Source organism: Mesorhizobium sp. C268A (assembly GCF_040324475.1).
Classification (GTDB): domain Bacteria; phylum Pseudomonadota; class Alphaproteobacteria; order Rhizobiales; family Rhizobiaceae; genus Mesorhizobium.
Genome location: NZ_JAMYVX010000001.1, coordinates 5444338 through 5461531, shown reverse-complemented (window position 1 = coordinate 5461531; position 17194 = coordinate 5444338). Strand labels below are relative to the sequence as shown.

13 protein-coding genes are annotated in these 17194 nt (G+C 62.8%); 3 read left to right on the top strand and 10 right to left on the bottom strand.

Annotated features, from left to right (window positions below):
* Window positions 1-48: 48 nt before the first annotated feature.
* Together NKL06_RS26615 and NKL06_RS26610 are read left to right on the top strand one after the other, a co-directional pair.
* A complete protein-coding gene (locus NKL06_RS26615) occupies window positions 49-957 on the top strand; it encodes an AraC family transcriptional regulator (RefSeq protein ID WP_196813619.1) in 909 nt (302 codons plus the stop codon).
* A gap of 108 nt (window positions 958-1065) precedes the next feature.
* On the top strand, window positions 1066-2712 hold the full coding sequence (locus tag NKL06_RS26610; protein WP_023691349.1) for an acetolactate synthase large subunit: 1647 nt from the start codon (window positions 1066-1068) through the stop codon (window positions 2710-2712).
* Between the two features lie 29 nt (window positions 2713-2741).
* Here the strand turns inward: NKL06_RS26610 and NKL06_RS26605 are convergent, their stop codons facing one another.
* From NKL06_RS26605 to NKL06_RS26580, 6 genes are all read right to left on the bottom strand, one after another.
* Window positions 2742-4112, bottom strand: a complete 1371-nt coding sequence (locus NKL06_RS26605; RefSeq protein ID WP_352581156.1) for an alpha-glucosidase/alpha-galactosidase — start codon at window positions 4110-4112, stop codon at window positions 2742-2744.
* 21 nt (window positions 4113-4133) lie between these two features.
* Window positions 4134-5801, bottom strand: coding sequence for an ABC transporter ATP-binding protein (locus NKL06_RS26600; RefSeq protein ID WP_023691351.1), 1668 nt, complete (start codon window positions 5799-5801; stop codon window positions 4134-4136).
* A 10-nt stretch (window positions 5802-5811) separates the two neighbouring features.
* Window positions 5812-6948, bottom strand: coding sequence for an ABC transporter permease (locus tag NKL06_RS26595; protein ID WP_023687914.1), 1137 nt, complete (start codon window positions 6946-6948; stop codon window positions 5812-5814).
* The gene (locus NKL06_RS26590) at window positions 6949-7956 is read right to left on the bottom strand and encodes an ABC transporter permease (protein ID WP_023668135.1); all 1008 of its coding nucleotides are present in this window, start codon (window positions 7954-7956) and stop codon (window positions 6949-6951) included.
* Window positions 7957-8055: 99 nt separating this feature from the next.
* A complete protein-coding gene (locus NKL06_RS26585; protein WP_023691352.1) occupies window positions 8056-10167 on the bottom strand; it encodes an ABC transporter substrate-binding protein in 2112 nt (703 codons plus the stop codon).
* A 98-nt stretch (window positions 10168-10265) separates the two neighbouring features.
* Window positions 10266-11732, bottom strand: coding sequence for an alpha-glucosidase/alpha-galactosidase (locus NKL06_RS26580; protein WP_023687911.1), 1467 nt, complete (start codon window positions 11730-11732; stop codon window positions 10266-10268).
* Between the two features lie 247 nt (window positions 11733-11979).
* On the opposite strand from NKL06_RS26580, the gene NKL06_RS26575 reads away from it, so the two are divergent.
* Window positions 11980-12822 carry an AraC family ligand binding domain-containing protein gene (locus NKL06_RS26575; RefSeq protein WP_081725414.1) on the top strand — a complete coding sequence of 281 codons (843 nt, stop codon included), beginning with the start codon at window positions 11980-11982 and terminating at the stop codon, window positions 12820-12822.
* A 2-nt stretch (window positions 12823-12824) separates the two neighbouring features.
* Here the strand turns inward: NKL06_RS26575 and NKL06_RS26570 are convergent, their stop codons facing one another.
* From NKL06_RS26570 to NKL06_RS26555, 4 genes are all read right to left on the bottom strand, one after another.
* Window positions 12825-13892 (bottom strand): ABC transporter ATP-binding protein, encoded by a 1068-nt coding sequence (locus tag NKL06_RS26570; RefSeq protein WP_023691353.1) that lies wholly within the window; start codon window positions 13890-13892, stop codon window positions 12825-12827.
* Window positions 13893-13895: 3 nt separating this feature from the next.
* Window positions 13896-14744: a carbohydrate ABC transporter permease gene (locus tag NKL06_RS26565; RefSeq protein WP_023691354.1), complete on the bottom strand. Its 849-nt coding sequence runs from the start codon at window positions 14742-14744 to the stop codon at window positions 13896-13898.
* A complete protein-coding gene (locus tag NKL06_RS26560) occupies window positions 14744-15667 on the bottom strand; it encodes a carbohydrate ABC transporter permease (RefSeq protein WP_023685296.1) in 924 nt (307 codons plus the stop codon). Before NKL06_RS26560 ends, NKL06_RS26565 begins: the two co-directional genes overlap by 1 nt.
* A gap of 230 nt (window positions 15668-15897) precedes the next feature.
* Complete coding sequence (locus NKL06_RS26555) at window positions 15898-17175, bottom strand: ABC transporter substrate-binding protein (protein ID WP_023685297.1); 1278 nt, start codon at window positions 17173-17175, stop codon at window positions 15898-15900.
* Window positions 17176-17194: the final 19 nt, after the last annotated feature.

The window sequence follows — 17194 nt, the reverse complement described above, 5'->3', positions numbered from 1 at the left end:
CGACAGCGTCTAGATTGATTTATCGATCGTCTGTTTCTGGAGCGAAGCGTGGATCTCCTGGCTACCCTCATGCGCGAATTGCACTTCGCAGCCGCCGGGTACCGGCGCCTCGAACTGGCCGCGCCCTGGGCGATCTCGTTCAGCCAGGCTGGACTTCGCGGCATTCACGTCGTCATCAAGGGGCGATGCGAGGCGGTGTTCGGTGAGGAAGATGTCGAGCCTCTCGATGCCGGCGACCTGATCATTGCACCGCGCGCCGATCCGCATGTGCTGCGGTCGCCTGGCGCGCTCAAAAGCGCGAACGTCCCCGCCGCCGAACTGGCGACCCAAACCGCAGCCGGGCGTATTCGCAGCGGCGGCGAAGGCGAAAAGACCGTCATCCTGTGCGGCGCCTTCGCCTTTCGCGACGCCGACCATCCGGCACTTGCCGGCCTGCCGCGCATCGTTCACATCCGGGGATCGAATGGCCGTCTGCCCAAATGGCTGCGTGGCTATGTCGAGGCCTTGCTGGTTGAAGCGACCGACGAAGGTCCCGGCAGCGACGTAGTAATGGCTCGCCTGTCTGGGGCCATCGTCACGCGCGCCTTGCGCTCCGGTCTGGAAAGCATGGACAATCCAGGTTGGCTGAGGGGATTGCAGGACCCCGCGATCGCCAGAGCGCTCGCGACCCTGCATGAAGCCTATGGCCACGACTGGACGATCGAGACCCTGGCACGCGCGGTCGGGCTCTCCAGGGCAACCTTTGCCGCCCGCTTTCGCGATCTCGTCGGCGAAGCGCCCATGGCCTATCTCTTCGGCTGCCGCATGCGGCAAGCCAGCCGGCTGCTGCACGAGGGCAAGAGCCTGGGCCAAGTCGCCGAGGCGGTCGGCTACAGCTCGGAAGCCGCCTTCTCCACCGCCTTCAGGCGCCACGCCGGCGTCTCGCCCGGCCAATTCAGGAAACGGAAGGATCTGTAAGGCAGAGCGATATTGGCGGCGGCCGCGCCTCGCGCTAGGGCTTTTCCAGCACTATGTCTGATCATATCCCGCCGCGGTTCGCCGCCGCTTTGCCCCAGGAGATGCTTCGTGCCCAAAGGTTCTGACGTGCTTGTTGCCGCCCTCGAGAATGAGGGCGTCGATCGCATCTTCGGCATTCCCGGCGAAGAAAACCTGGACGTCGTCGAATCCATCCGCAAATCGTCGATCCAGCTGATTTTGACCCGCCATGAGCAGGCAGCCGCCTTTATGGCCGCCACCCATGGCAGGCTCACCGGCAAGCCAGGTGTGTGCATCACCACGCTGGGACCCGGCGCCCTGAACCTGACGACGGGGGCCGCCTATGCGCTGCTCGGCGCCATGCCGATGATCATGATCACCGGGCAGAAGGGCATCCGCTCGTCGCGCCAGGCTCGCTTCCAGATCGTCGACATCGTCGCCGCGATGAAGCCGTTGACCAAGCTGTCACGTCAGATCATCTCGGCGAAGACCATTCCCGCCGTGGTGCGCGAAGCGTTTCGGATTGCCGAGGAGGAGCGTCCGGGGCCGGTGCATCTGGAACTGCCCGAAGACATCGCGGCCGAGGAGTGCGACGATGTCGCGCTGATCCCGCCGCATCCGGTCGAGCTTCCGCTGGCCAGCCCGCTGGCGCTCGACCGTGCCGCTGAGATGATCATCAAGGCGCAACGTCCGCTGGCGATGCTGGGCGCCGCCGCATCGCGGCCGCGCTCGACCTCCGACCTCGCCCAGTTCGTGATCAGAACCGGCATCCCCTATTTCACCACCCAGATGGGCAAGGGCACCGTGCCCGGCGGCACCGAACTCTACATGGGCACCGCCGCTCTCTCCGAGCGCGACTATGTGCATGAGGCGATAGAACAGGCCGACCTCATCATCACTATCGGCCACGACACGATCGAGAAGCCGCCCTTCATTATGGGCGACAAGGGACCGAAGGTGATCCATGTCGGTTACCAGCCGGCCAATGTCGAGCAGGTCTATTTCCCGCAGACCGAAGTGGTCGGCGACATCGGCGCTTCGCTCAGGCTGCTTGCCGACCGGATCGAGGGCAAGATCCCCAACGCGCAAGCGTTGCTGCCATTGCGCGAAGGGATTTTGAGCCGCATTGCCACCCGCGCCACCGAAGACCGTTTCACGCCGCAGCGCTTGGTGCACGATGTGCGCGCGGTGATGCCGGCCGATGGCATCCTGGCGCTCGACAACGGCATGTACAAGATCTGGTTCTCGCGCAATTACCGCACGCGCGTCGCCAACACTTTGCTGCTCGACAACGCCCTGGCCACGATGGGCGCCGGCCTGCCGTCGGCGATGACGGCCGCGATGCTCTATCCCGGCCGCCGCGTCATGGCGATCTGCGGCGACGGCGGCTTCATGATGAACAGCCAGGAGCTGGAAACCGCCGTCAGGCTGAAACTTAACCTCGTCGTGCTGATCATCGAGGACAATGCTTTCGGCATGATCCGCTGGAAGCAGGCGGTCGACCAGTTCCCCGATTTCGGCATGACCTTCGGCAATCCCGATTTCGTCCGCTATGCCGAGGCCTATGGCGCCAAGGGAACCAGGGTCGGCGCCGTCTCAGAAATACAATCGACGCTTGAACAGGCCTTTGCCGGCGGTGGCGTCCATCTCGTCGTCGTTCCGATCGACTATTCGGAGAACGAGCGCGTGCTGGTCGAGGAACTGCGCCATCGGTTGCCGGCGCCACCGGAGGCCTGACGGTGGAGTAGATACCGCCGCAGCAGCGCTCAGGCGGCCCGGACCTTGGCGCTCCCACGCGCCCAGGCCGGCAGCCAGTCGCGATGTGTCGCCAGCAACTCATCGACCAGCGCCCAGATCTGGTCGAGATCGAGTTCGGCGGCCGTATGCGGATCCATCATCGCCGCGTGGTAGATGTGCTCGCGGTTTTCGGTCATCAGCGCCTGCACCGTCAATTCCTGCACATTGATGTTGGTGCGTATCAACGCGGTGAGTTGCGGCGGCAGCTCGCCAATATAGGTCGGCTGGATGCCGGAGCCGTCGACCAGGCACGGCACCTCGGCGGCGCAATTGTCCGGCAGCGAGGTGATGCAGCCATTGTTGCGGACATTGCCGTAGATCACCGAAGGCTCGCCGGTCCACACCGAGTTCATGATCGAGGAGGCGTATTCCTTCGATTGCTCGACCTCGATGCGGTCGGCCGAGCGATAGGCCTCGGCCTGGCCCTTCCAGCGCTCGATCTGCTCGATGCAGCGCTTGGGATATTCGTCGAGCGGAATGCCGAATTTCTCGATCAGGTCGGGCCGGCCTTCCTTGATGAAATAGGGCGTGTATTCGGCGAAATGCTCGGAGCTTTCGGTGACGAAATAGCCGAGACGCGTCAGCATCTCGTAGCGCACCTTGTTGGGGCAGCGCGGGTTCCAGCCCGGCTTCGGCGCCCTGCCCTCGCGATAGGCGCCGACGAGGTCCGGATAGAGATTGCGGTAAGAGCCATCCGGCTGCCGGTGCTCGAACTTCAGGTAGAAGGCCATGTGGTTGATGCCGGCCGAGCGGTAGCGTATCTCGTCGTAGGGAATGTCGAGATCGTGCGCCAGTTCCATCGCCGTGCCCTGCACCGAATGGCAGAGGCCGACCTGTTTGATGTCAGGAAATTTCTCTGAAATCGCCCAGGTGTTGATCGCCATCGGGTTGACGTATTGCAGCATGATCGCGTTTGGGCAGACGGCCAGCATGTCCTCGCAGATCTTCCACAGATGCGGCACGGTCCGGAGGCCGCGCATGATGCCGCCGACGCCGAGCGTGTCGGCAATGGTCTGGCGCAGGCCGTATTTCTTCGGCACCTCGAAATCGGTGACGGTGCAGGGCTCGTAACCGCCGATCTGGAAGGCGACGACGACGAAGTCGGCACCGGCGAGCGCCTTGCGTTGGTCGGAATAGGTCTCGGCCTTCGCCTTCACGCCCAGCGTCGCGATCAGCTTGTTGACGACGATGGCGCTCTCTTCCAGCCGCTGCGGATTGATGTCCATCAGCGCGATCGTCGCGCCTGACAGCGATGGCCGCTGCAGCACGTCGCCGACAATGTTCTTCATGAAGACGGTCGAACCCGCGCCAATGAAGGTGATCCTGGGATGTCTTGCCACTATTAAACCTCCGGCACTTTGCTACGCCACGTCGAAGGCGGCCCTGACGAGCCGTTCGGTGTAGGCGGTCTTGGGATGGGTGAGGACCTCGTCGACGGGTCCCTGTTCGACGATCTTGCCGTTCTGCATGACGATGACGCGATGGCAGAGCGCGCGCACCACCTTGAGGTCGTGCGAAATGAAGAGATAGCTAAGGCCGCGTTCGTCCTGCAGCTTGCGCAACAAGTCGATGATCTGCGCCTGCACCGAAAGGTCGAGCGCCGATGTCGGTTCATCGAGCAGAATGAATTCGGGCTCCAGCGCGATGGCTCGGGCAATGGCGATGCGCTGCCGCTGGCCGCCGGAAAATTCGTGCGGGAACCGCGACAGGATATCGCCGGGCATGCCGGCGCTGACCAGGGCGTCGCGAACCCGACCGACCCGCTCGCGCCGTGTCGTGCCGATCCTGTTGACGACCAGCCCTTCCTCGATGATCTGGCCGATCGTCATACGCGGGTTGAGCGACGAGAACGGATCCTGAAAAACGACCTGCATGCGCGAGCGCAGCGGCCGCATCCCGGCGCGCGACAGGCCGTGGATCGGCTGGCCGTCGAAGCTGACCTCGCCGCGCTTGGCCTCGGTGAGCCTGAGCAAGGCGAGACCGAAGGTGGTCTTGCCGGAGCCGGATTCGCCGACCAGCCCCAGTGTCTCGTGGCGGCAAAGCTTCAGGCCGAGATCGTCGACGGCGACCAGCTCGCGCCAGTCCGGCTTCAGGAAGCTGCCATGGCGTAGCATGAAGCAGACGCGCATATCGCGGGCCTCGAGGATGGTGCCGCTGTTTTCCGGCAGCGGCTGCGGCTTGCCGTGCGGCTCTGAAGCGAGCAGCCGCTTGGTATAGGCATGCTGCGGGTCGGCGAACAGCCGCTCGGTGACGTTGTGCTCGCACATCTCGCCATGCTGCATGACATAGACATAGTCGGAGAATTTTCGCACCACGGTGAGGTCGTGGGTGATCAGGATGACCGCCATCCTGAGTTCTTTTTGCAGATTGCGGATCAAATTGAGGATCTGTGCTTGCACCGTGACGTCGAGCGCTGTCGTTGGCTCGTCGGCGATCAGCACATCGGGGTCGTTGGCGAGCGCCATGGCGATCATCACGCGCTGGCGCTGCCCGCCCGACATCTGGTGCGGATACTGCTTGATGCGCGCTTCCGGCTCGGGGATCTGGACATGCCGCAAAAGCTCGAGCGCCCGCGCCCAGGCTTGCTTGCGGCTGACCTTTCGATGCACTCTGATCGCCTCGACGATCTGACTGCCGACCGTATAGATCGGGTTGAGCGAGCTCATCGGCTCCTGGAAGATCATCGAGATGCGATTGCCGCGCAACTTGCGCCGGGCGCTCTCGGGGAATTTCAGTATGTCCTGCCCGCAATAGTCGATGGTGGATTTCGGCGACACGGTGGCCCGCTTTGACAAGAGCCCCATGACGGCGCGCGCCGTCACCGACTTGCCGGAACCGGACTCGCCGACGATGGCGATCGTCTCCCCGCGATAGAGCTGGAACGAGACATCCTTCACCGCGTCGACGACGCCGTGCTCGACCTTGAAGGCGACCTCGATGTTGCGGGCATCGATGATGGGTTGGTCGTGGCGGCCGGCATGGTCGAGCCGGACGGCTGGTGCGAAGGTGGCTGCGAGCGCTACGGTCATCCCGGCCACCTCAATAGGGATCGACGGCATCGCGCAGGCCGTCGCCCAGCGCGTTGAAGGCAAAGACGGTGATCAGCACGAAGCCGACCGGCGACAGGATCCACGGATAGGTGCCGATGACCGAATAGGTAGCCGTGTCCTGCAGCATCAGCCCCCATGAGATCAGCGGCGGTTTCACGGCGAAGCCGAGGAAGCCGAGAAAGGCTTCGAGCAGTACCACCGTCGGGATCGCGATCGTCACGGCGACGATGACGTGGCTCATCACATTGGGGAAAATGTGCTGCATGATGATACGCATGTCGGTGGCGCCAACCGCCATGGCAGCGCGCACATAGTCGATCCGCGCCAGCGCCAGCGTCTTGCCGCGCACCTCGCGCGACATCTGCGCCCAGCCCAGCGCCGACATGACGATGATGACGAAGGCGAGGAAGACGTTGGTCGGCGCGGTCACCGGGATCAGCGTCGTCAGCGCAAGATAGAGCGGCAATTGCGGGAAGGCGAGCACCAGCTCGACAAAGCGCTGCATCCAGACGTCGAAGCGGCCGCCGAAATAGCCCGAGACCATGCCGACTGTGGTGCCGATGACGGTGATGATGAACACCACCGTCAGCGCGATCATCAGCGAGACGCGCGAGCCCTGGATGGCGCGCGACAACACATCGCGGCCGAATTTGTCGGTGCCGAGAAAATGCACCGGCTGGCCGTCGGCCGAAGCGAAGAAATGCCGGTTGGCGGGGATCAGGCCAAGCAGCCGGTAGTCGGCGCCCTTGACGAAGAAGCCGAGCAGGCGCGGATGCTCGTAATCCGGCCCGACGACCGGCTGGAAGGTGACCGGGTCGAGGTCTGCAGAATCCGCCAGCGCATAGACCCGCGGCTGGAGCACGAAATTCCCGTCTCTGTCGTGAAAACTCATCACTTGCGGCGGGGCGAAAGCGACATCGGTCACCTTGGGGTCCATCGGCGCGAAGAAATCGGCGAACAGCGCCATCAGCACCAGAAGCACGACAAGGATCAGCCCGGCCATGCCGGTCCAGGAGCGCCTCAGCCGGCGCCAGACCAGCGCCATATAGCTCTCATTGCCGCGTGGGGTCGCAATCGCGGTTGCTTCAGCCGGGGGCGGCGGCGGGGATGGGTCACGCGCCAGCATCTAGCTCTCCCTGAACTGGCGTACGCGCGGATCGAGCAGCGCGAGCAGCATGTCGGCGATGATGTTGCCGACGATCAGCGTTGCCGACAGCACCATCATGAAGGTCGCCGTGACATAAACGTCGCCGACCGCCATCGAGCCGACGATGGCGGGCCCGACCGTCGGCAGCGCAAAGATGATCGCCGTCTCGATCTCGCCGGTCAGCATGTAGGGCAGCACCACGCCCTGATACATGATGAGCGGGTGCAGTGCGTTGGGCACGGCATGGCGCATGACGACGGCGCTGCCGGTCAGGCCCTTGGCCTTGGCCGTCTCGACATATTGCGCGTTCAGCGTATCGAGCAGATTGCCGCGCATGACGCGCATATTGTAGGCGAGCCCGCCGAAGGTGGCGATCGCCACCACCGGCCAGACATGCTTGACGAGGTCGGCGAATTTCGCCCACGACCACGGCGCGCCGCCATATTGCGGCGAGAAGAAGCTGCCGATCTCCGACACGTTGAACTGGAAGACCAGGAGATAGACGATGATCAGCGCCATCAGGAAGCGCGGCACCGTCATGCCGAGGAAGGAGATGGCCGACAGCACCGAGTCGATCCATGTGTATTGCCTGGTCGCCGCCCAGATGCCGAAGGTGATGCCGAGCACCGACGCCAGCAGATGGCAGACCAATGCCAGCAGCAGCGTGCGCGGCAGCCGCTCGCCGACCACTGCGGCGACTGGCTTGTTGTAATAGAGGCTGTAGCCGAAATCGCCGCGGGTGATGATGCCGGCGACCCAGTTCAGGTACTGGACGGGCAGCGGTTTATCGAGGCCGTGCTCGACCCGATAGGCCTGCGCCTGCGCGTCGGCTTCGGCAAAAGACGCCCCGCCCTGGTTGATGAGCTGCGAACGGATATAGTCGGCATAGTCGCCCGGCGGCGCCTGGATGATGGCAAAGGTGACCAGGCTCAGGATGACCATGACCGGCACCGCCGATGCTATGCGCATGGCCAGGAATCGCAGCATCGGACCGTTTCTCCTCCTTGGATCTAATCTGTTGCCGCTGACCTTACTCCGTCCCGGCCGCGCGCGCAGCGCGGCCGGGCGTCAGCCAGGGGAGGAAACTCAGTTCGTCGGACCCTTGTCGCCGGGCTTGCCGGGAAGCTGGTCGGGAAAGAGTTCGTATTTCTGCTGCTTGTCGGCGGCGACGAAGACGCGTTCGCGCACGATCGAATCCTCGGCCCAGTTGAACATGAAGATCGGCGTTCCCTGCGGGATGTTGGAGAAGCGCTTGTTGATGATCAGGGCGCCGGGATATTCGGTCAGTCCAATATTGTAGACATGCTCCGTCGAGATCTTCTGGAACGTCTTCATCAGGCTGGCGCGCTCGTCATTGTCTGACGAGGAGACGAACTTGTTGACGATGTCGACAAGCTCCTTTTCGAACGGCATCAGGTCGACCACGCCGCTTTCGGGCGCGCGGTGATCCCAGCTGGTCTTGGGTCCGACGGGCGCGAGTTGCACGGTATTCTGCACGACGGAAGTCAGCTCCTGCTCGTTGCGCCTGATCAGCCAGTCGAAGCGGCCGGAATATTGCGAGGCATCACGCTGGGTGCCGTTGAGGCCGTTGAGCACGACCCTGATGCCAAGCTTTTCCATCTGGCCGACGACGCCTTCGGCGAGGCTCTTGTCAGTGCCGTAGTCATTGTTGACCAGCATCACGATCTCGACATTCTTGCCGCCGGCGGTCCCGGCCGGGAAGTTCACGAAGCCGTCGCCATCCGTATCCTTGAGACCAGCCTTGGCCAGTTCCGCCTTGGCGCCCTCGATGTCGAAGGGATAGTAGACGGTCGAGTTGCGGTCATAGAAGCTGGTGCCCGAGGAAAAGCCACCGGGGTAGATGGCGGTGAACGGCCCCTTGACCAGCGAGTCGCCGAGCGCCTTGCGGTCGAGCGCCATGGTGATGCCCTTGCGGAAGTCCTCATTGCGGTTGAGCTCGCGGATCGCCTGGCCGCGTTCGTCGGGATTGCCCCAGCCATTGGCGGAAAAATTCATGCGCAGATTGTAGCCGATCAGGCGCGGGCCAAAGGCGAGCCGGGCCGGCGCGTCCTTGTCCGCCGCTCGCTTCAGCGAAGCGACGAAATTCTCCGGCTGCTCGAGGTTGGAGAAGTCGGCGGCCCCTGCCACCGCCTGCACGTCGCGGTCGGCCCAGGTCGACAGCTTGTAGTGCAGTTCGTTGAGATAGGGCAGCTGGTTGCCCTTCTCGTCGACCTTCCAGTAGTAGGGATTGCGGCGCAAGACGATGATGTCGTCAGGCCTATACTCCACCGGCACCCAGGCGCCCATCACCGGAATGTTCATATATTCCGGCGGGAACGCGTTCTTGAACTGCTCGTAGGTATTCTTCGAGTACTTCGGATGCTGCGGCTTGAGGATATGCGCTGGGCCGGGGCAGAAGGTGCCATAGGCCATGGCGTAGAGATACTGTTTGGGGAAAGCGTCCTTGAAGGTCCACTCGACGGTGTAATCGTCGACCTTCTTCAGCGTCGTGCCGACACCGAAGGTTTCCGCTGTGGCGCCGTTCAACGGCGAGACATTGGGGTCGACGACCTCATCGTCCCAGTAGAACATGACATCGTCGGCATTGAAGGCAACGCCGTCAGACCATTTGGCGCCTTCGACCAGGTGCATGGTCAGCGTGTGGCCATCCTTCGACCAGTCCCAGCTCCTGGCGAGGTTGGGCAGCGGCTCGGTGTCCTTGGCCTCGACCTGGAACAAAGGCGCGGTGCGCGTCAGGCATTCCGAAAGGCCGATGTCGATGCCGCCCCATCCTTGGGTCTGGCCGGCGCCATAATTCCAGCCTTCCGGCCGGCCGCCAATGACGTGGCGCATGGTGTCGCCATAAACGCCGATGCCGTCCGGCATGTTGCCGGTCTTGAACACCAGCGGCTCCTTCGGCAGGCGATCCTTGACCGGCGGCAGCTTGCCAGTCTTGACGTATTTCTCGGTGACCCACTCGGGCTCGTGATATTCGGGCAGCGCCTTGAACTCCAGGATGGAATCGCGGGCGACGTATTTGATCTTGCCCTCGGCGGGAAACGCCGCCGGCGCCGGCGGCGTGGTCGGCTCGGACGCGTATGCACTGCCAAGCGCCGATGCCGAGACGCTCAGCGCCAGCCCGGCGAGAATGCCAATTCTTCGCCCGGCGAGAATGCCAATTCCACGAAAGTTCCTCATTGTGTTCCTCCCAGATGTTTCGACGTCTGCTGCTGCTCGCATCTATTCATGACGGCTGATTGGCGAACCGGCCTCCCGCTGTCCGCCTGCCAGCATTCTCAGCCGGCCTGTTTCAGAGCCGTTTTTTCGGCGCGCAGTTCCTCGATCGAGCGCACTTTGCGCCGCGCCGCACCCGCCCAGTCGCGGGTTTTCACCATCGATTTCGAAAGCCGCTCCTTGGCGGCCGGCACGGCATCGGCGTATTGCGGCAGCCAACGCGCCTGGGCGACGACCATCTCGTCGACCATCTGCCAGACCTCTTCCGGCGTCGACACCGCACCCACCAGCGGATCGTGCAGCACCGCGAGCTTGAGCAGGTCAATGTCGCCCGTAACAGCCGCATGCACCGACATGCGCTGAACGTTGATCGAAGCCATGCAGGTGGCCGCGCAGGCTTCCGGCAGCGTGATGCCTGACGCCATGTTGATGCCGAAGCGATCGACGAAACCGGGTGATTCGATGATCGCGTCCTGCGGCAGATTGGTGATGATGCCGGTGTTCTTGACGTTGAAGTGGCCGCGATAGACGCGGTTCGTCTCCAGCGCTTCGAGAATATGGCTGGCATGCTCGTTCGAGCGCTTCGATACGTCGAGCGGCTTCGACGCCGCTTCGAGGAATTGCGGATATTCCGTCTCGAACCAGTTGCGGGTTTCCGTGGAGTAGCGAAGATAGCCGCCGGTCTCGCCATGGATCCAGTCGGACATGTCGATCCAGCGGGTGATTTCGTCCGGCCGCTTGCGATACCAGGGCAGATATTCGGAGAGATGACCGTTGCTTTCGGTGGAGTAGACGCCGAAGCGCTTCAGCACGTCGATGCGCAGCTTTTCCTGCTGCGAATAGACCGGATGCGCCTCGAAGGCAGCCACCAGTTCGTCCTTGCCGATCTTGCGGCCGTTGAGCCGCAAATCGATGAACCAGGTCTGGTGGTTGATACCGGAGCAGACATAATCGAGTTCGCTGTGCGACTTGGCGCCGAGCACTTCGGCGATCTGTTCGGCGCCGTGCTGGACACCGTGGCAGAGGCCGACCGTATCGACCTTGCCATATTCGATCGCCGCCCAGGTGTTCATCGCCATCGGGTTGGCATAGTTGAGGAATTTGGCGCCTGGCTCGGCGACCTCCAATATGTCCTTGCAGAAGTCGAGGATGACCGGGATGTTGCGCTGGCCGTAGAGGATGCCCCCGGCGCAAATCGTGTCACCGACGCACTGGTCGATGCCGTATTTCAAGGGAATGCGGATATCGTCGGCATAGGCTTCGAGCCCGCCCACCCGCACGCAGCTGATGACGTAGCGCGCGCCTTCGAGCGCCTTGCGGCGGTCGGTCGTCGCCGTCACCCTGGTCGGCAGCTTGTTGGCCTCGACGATGCGGTCGAGGATCGCCTTGATCATTTGCAGATTGTGTTCGCTGAGATCGGTCAGCGCGAATTCGATGTCGCTGAATTCCGGGACGCACAAAATGTCGGTGAACAGCTTCTTGGTGAAGCCGACGCTGCCCGCGCCGATAATAGCGATTTTGAAACTCATCACCTTCACCTCGATCCATTCGAATGCCGGGTAAGGAGCAACAGGAAAGGGAATGGCGGCCCGCCTTGGCGCGCATGCCATTCGAGCCGGAATTCCGGCTCGTTCTCCTCCCCGCCCGCTCCTCGACCGCGGGTCTTTCGCGTTCTCAGGATTTGGATTATGCCGTTATTCCAGGGCGCGGCCAGAGAACGATTATGCTTTCGAGGGTAATTTTGTGCTGCATGATCTGATCGCCAACGGACAGTTGATGCGCACCATTTCGCTGCCGCGCGGCCGCCAGCGCCTGCATGCCATGCCGACCAGCACCGGCTATGAAGTACGCGAGGGCGTGACTTACGACTGGGATGGGCGCAAGCGCGGCCAGACGCCGTTCACCGTGCTGCAGCACACGATCAGCGGCACCGGCCAGCTGCGCTACGAGAACCGCAACTACCGCCTGCAGGCCAACGACACGCTGCTGGTGCTGGTGCCACACAACCATCGCTACTGGCTGGAGAAGGGCGACCGCTGGGAATATTTCTGGATCTCGATGAATGGCGAGGAGGCGCTGCGCGTCCACAAATCCATACTCAGCGTCTCCGGCCCGGTGTTTCGGCTGCAGCCGGAGACGATCGATCATCTCGCCGATTGCAGCCTGCGCCTGATCAAGGGCGGCGCTTCGCCTGGCGCTGCTTCGGCAATCGCCTATGAGGCGGCGATGGCGCTTTACGACGATGTCTTCGGCTCGCACGCCTTCACTGAGAAACAGAGCGTCATGCAGCCGGTCATCGATCATATCAACGCCAATCTCGACAAGCCCTTGCCCGTGGCCGAGCTCGTCCAGATCAGCGGCCTCAGCCGCGCCCATTTCTCGCGCTGCTTCGCCGAGAGCGAAGGCGTTCCGCCGGCCGAGTTCGTGCTGCAGCAGCGGCTGCAGCGGGCGGCGAAGCTGCTAACCAAAGCCGATTTCCTGCCGGTCAAGGAGGTCGCCATCCTGTGCGGCTTCGAGGACGCCAACTATTTCTCGAAAGTCTTCCGCCGGCTCTACGGCATCAACCCGACGCAGTTCCGCACCACCGGCATGTATGCCAGCCTGGGCAGCCTTCGATAGGATTACCCGATGCGGTTGCCGCTTGCGGGATCGAACAGATGCAGCGCCGCCGGATCGGCAGACAGCCGCACCTTATCGCCAGGCCGGATAGTGCTGCGTCCCATGACGAAGACACAAACCAGCTGGTTGGCGAGCCGGACATAGAACTGCGTCGACAGGCCGAGCGGCTCGACCACCTCGACCTCTGCCCTGAGCGGACCATCGTCGGCAAGCTGGATGTGCTCCGGCCGTAGCCCGACGGTGAGCACATCGCCATCCTTCAATGGCAAGCCATCAGGCAATCTCAGCTTCTGGCCGTCGGCCAGCACCGCGTCCACCTTGCCGCCCTTGGCCACTGTCGCCGGAAAAAAGTTCATGCCGGGCGAGCCGATGAAGCCGGCGACGAAGGTGTTGATCGGCCGATCGTAGAGTTCGAGCGGATGGCCGACCTGCTGGACGTAACCGTCATGCATGACGACGATGCGGTCGGCCATAGTCATGGCTTCGATCTGGTCGTGGGTGACATAGACTGATGTGGTCTTGAGCTGCTGGTGCAGCGCCTTGATCTCGGCGCGCATATGCACGCGCAATTTGGCGTCGAGATTGCTGAGCGGTTCGTCGAACAGGAACACTTTGGGATCACGCACGATGGCCCGGCCCATGGCGACGCGCTGGCGTTGGCCGCCGGACAGTTGCCTGGGCAGACGTCCGAGGAAACTGTCGAGGCCGAGCCGCTTTGCTGCCGCCCCTACCCTGCCGTCGATCCTCGTCTTCTCCGCCTTCTTCAACAGCAGGCTGAAGCCCATATTCGACGACACATCCATGTGCGGATAGAGCGCGTAGGACTGGAACACCATGGCAATATCGCGGTCCTTCGGCGCGACATCGTTGACCAGCCGATCGCCGATGTGGATCTCGCCGCCCGACACCTCCTCCAGCCCGGCAATCATGCGCAAAAGGGTCGACTTGCCACAGCCGGACGGGCCGACCAGCACGACGAACTCGCCATCGGCGATCTCGAGGTCGACGCCGTGCAGGATGCGCAGCGAACCGTAGTCCTTCTCGACGTTTTGCAGCGTGACGGAAGCCATCGATTATCCTTTGACCGCGCCGGCGGTGAGGCCGGTGACGAGATAGCGTTGCAGGAAGGCGAAGAAGATGCAGACCGGGATCAGCGCCAGGATCGACGCCGCCATCATCTGCCCCCAGTCGACGGCGAACTTGCCGATATAGGTGAGCAGGCCGACGGCAAACGTCTTCTGGTCGTCGCTGGAAATGAGCATCAGCGCGAACAGCAATTCGCTCCAGGCGGCGGTGAAGACGAAGCCAAGCGTGGCGCCCATGCCGGGCAAGGTCAGCGGCACGATCACCTTGCGCATCGCCTGCGCCCGCGTGCAGCCGTCGATCATCGCCGCTTCCTCCAGATCCTTCGGAATGCCGTCGAAGAAGGACTGCATCAGGAAGGTGGCGAAGGCGGTGTTGAAGGCCGTGTAGATGATGATCAGACCGACCAGGCTGTTGGTCAGGCCAAGCTCGCCCATGACGCGGTAGATCGGCGGAATGACCATCACCAGCGGAAAGGTTTGCGTGAGCAAAAGCATGATCGCCAGTGTCGCCTTGCCGCGAAAGGTGAAGCGCGACATGGCGTAGCCGGCGAGCGTGGCGATGACTGTCACCAGGGCCGCCGTCGACACCGAGACGATAACGCTGTTGAGGAAATAGCGGGGGAAGTCAGAGGCTTCCAGGACAGTGATGAAGTTGCGGAAGGTCGTCTGCGACGGCCACAGCGTGATGCCCTCGGAATAGAGCAGCCGCTCCGGCGTCACCGAAATCTTCAGCGTCCAGAAGATCGGGAACAGGGCGAAGATCATATAGGCGGCAATCGCCGCGTAGAGGCCGACGCCGCTGAAGATGCGCGAGGAGGTAGAGCGTCCGGCAATCATCAGACGTGCCTCACCAGCAACCGGCGGATGGCGATCAGCGCGATCGCATAGGCGATGAGCAGTACCAGTAGCAGCACCGCCACCGCGGAGGCATAGCCCTTGTCCAGCGACTTGAAGGCGCTGACATAGATGTAGACCGGCACCGTGCTGGTCGAGCCGGCCGGCCCGCCCTCGGTCATGACGAAGATCAGATCGGCGAAGGTCGCGATCCAGATCGTACGCAGCATGACGGTGATGACGATGGTCGGCGCCAGGAACGGCAGCGTCACCTTGGTGAAGCGCTGCCAAGGCGAAGCGCCGTCGATTGCGGCCGCCTCATGCAGTTCCGACGGGATCGACTTCAGCGCCGCCAGCAGCGTGATGGCGAAGAACGGAATGCCGAACCAGATGTTGGCGATGATCGGCCCCCACATGGCGGTCGCCGGATCGGACAGCACATTGGTCGGCTCGGCCTTCAGCCCGAGCGTGAAGAGCCAATGCGGCAGTGGTCCGATGATCGGATTGAACAGCCACGCCCAGGTCAGGCCCGACAGGAAAGATGGCACCGCCCAGGGCAGGAACACCACCGCCTGCACGAACTTGCGCCCGACAAACGGTTTGTCGAGCAGCAACGCCAGACCCAGGCCGAGGAAGAACTGGAAGAACAGGCTGGCGACGGTCCACCAGAGCGTGTTGACCAGCGCCTGCCCCAGCACCTGGTCGGTCAGCATCGCCTGGTACTGGCCTAGACCGACATATTCGGATTTGAAGGCGGAGAACTTCCGGAACGAATAGCTGATGCCGATGATCAGCGGCACCAGCAGCACCACGACCAGCAGAACGATCGCCGGGCTGAGATAAAGCCAGGGCTCGATGGCCGCATGCGTCAGCCGCTTCTTTCGCGGCCGGCCTGCGGATCGTATTTCGGACACGGCATAGGTCATTAGCGCTCAACAGTCATGGGTGGGTGCCGACAGCGGCAACAGCACCCTTCTCCCCGTTCACGGGGAGAAGATGCCGGCAGGCAGATGAGGGGCGGCGCCAGCCTTGGGGTGCTCGCGCTGCCCCTCATCCGGGCCTGTCTGTGCATGTCGTTGTCCCAAAACCGCTACGCACTTTTGGGCGACATGCATTCGGGCCACCTTCTCCCCGTAAACGGGAGAAGGAAGAAGAACTACTTCTTGTTCTTGGCCAGCCAGTCCTGCTGCTCCTTGGTCAGGAACGCGGCCCATTGATCGGCGACGTCCTTGGCCGACTTCTGGCCGAGCAGCACTTCCTGGAAATTCTTGATCGCCACCTGGTCGACGAAATTGCCGAGGTTCTCCAGATGTGTCGGCGGCGTCACCATTTCATATTTGGAAGTGTCGCTGAGTTCGGTGAACCAGCCCTTGAACTGCTCGGTCTTGAAGTGGGCATCCTGGTCGGCGCCATTGTGGATCGGCACGACGCCGACTTCCTTGGCCCATTCCAGATTGTCCTTGGGGGACAACAGCGTCGCCATCAGCTTCCAGGCATCGTCCTTGTGCTGCGAGTTGGCAAACATCGCCCAGCCGGCATAGCCCAGCGTCGGGTAGGATTTGCCGCTCGGTCCGACCGGCAGCGGCGCCACGGCAAAATCGTCGGCGCTCATTTTGTCGGCAATGCCGATCAGCGCATCCGGATCCTGGTTGAGCATCGCGCAGGTGCCGGAATAGAAGCCGGTGACGGTTTCGTTGAAGCCCCAGCTCACCGCATCCTTGGGCGCCAGCCCGTCCTTGTACATGTCGGCCAGCATCTGCAGGCCCTTGACCGAGCCCTCCTCGTTGATGGTCGAGGTGCCGTCCTCGTTGAAGTAGCCGCCCTTGCCAGCGGCGATGTTCATGAACATGTGCATGCCGTTGAAGGCGCCCGGGCCACCGCGCAGGCAGTAGCCGTACTTGCCCGGAATGGCGGAGATCTTCTTGGAGTCGGCGATGAAGTCGTCGAGCGTCGCCGGCGGGCCGTCGAGACCGGCCTCCTTGAACAGCTTCTTGTTCCAGAACAGCGCATTGACATAGTAGCCGTACGGGATCATGAACTGGGTGTTGTTGACGGTCGAGCCGAATTGCTTGGCGCGGTCGCCCAGCGTCTTGGCGTCGTCCCATTTGGCCATGTAAGGGCCGAGATCCTCGAGCTGGCCGTTGGTGGCGTACAGGCCCATCCAGCGCTCCGGCATCTCGACGATGTCGGGCGTATCGCCGGCCTGCACCATGGTGAGGAATTTCTCGAAGGCCTGCCCCCAGGGCAGCGAGACCACCTCGACCTTGACGCCGGCATTGGCGGCCTCGAACTCGGCGATCTGCTTCTTCAGGAATTCGGTGCGCTGCGGGCTGGTGATGACCTCGACCAGCTTGAGGGTGGTGTCGGCCAATGCGCCGCTGGCGGACATCGCCAGGCCGGCAGCGGTGGCAAGCATGATGCTCAGTCGTTTCATGTTCAGAACTCCCATTTTG

Excerpts from the sequence above, each read along its gene's own strand:
- NKL06_RS26600 (WP_023691351.1), bottom strand. The coding sequence starts at position 5,801 with ATGACCGTAGCGCTCGCAGCCACCTTCGCACCAGCCGTCCGGCTCGAC.
- NKL06_RS26590 (WP_023668135.1), bottom strand. The coding sequence starts at position 7,956 with ATGCTGCGATTCCTGGCCATGCGCATAGCATCGGCGGTGCCGGTCATG.
- NKL06_RS26555 (WP_023685297.1), bottom strand. The coding sequence starts at position 17,175 with ATGAAACGACTGAGCATCATGCTTGCCACCGCTGCCGGCCTGGCGATG.
- NKL06_RS26595 (WP_023687914.1), bottom strand. The coding sequence starts at position 6,948 with ATGCTGGCGCGTGACCCATCCCCGCCGCCGCCCCCGGCTGAAGCAACC.
- NKL06_RS26580 (WP_023687911.1), bottom strand. The coding sequence starts at position 11,732 with ATGAGTTTCAAAATCGCTATTATCGGCGCGGGCAGCGTCGGCTTCACC.
- NKL06_RS26575 (WP_081725414.1), top strand. The coding sequence starts at position 11,980 with ATGCGCACCATTTCGCTGCCGCGCGGCCGCCAGCGCCTGCATGCCATG.
- NKL06_RS26565 (WP_023691354.1), bottom strand. The coding sequence starts at position 14,744 with ATGATTGCCGGACGCTCTACCTCCTCGCGCATCTTCAGCGGCGTCGGC.
- NKL06_RS26560 (WP_023685296.1), bottom strand. The coding sequence starts at position 15,667 with ATGACCTATGCCGTGTCCGAAATACGATCCGCAGGCCGGCCGCGAAAG.
- NKL06_RS26570 (WP_023691353.1), bottom strand. The coding sequence starts at position 13,892 with ATGGCTTCCGTCACGCTGCAAAACGTCGAGAAGGACTACGGTTCGCTG.
- NKL06_RS26585 (WP_023691352.1), bottom strand. The coding sequence starts at position 10,167 with ATGAGGAACTTTCGTGGAATTGGCATTCTCGCCGGGCGAAGAATTGGC.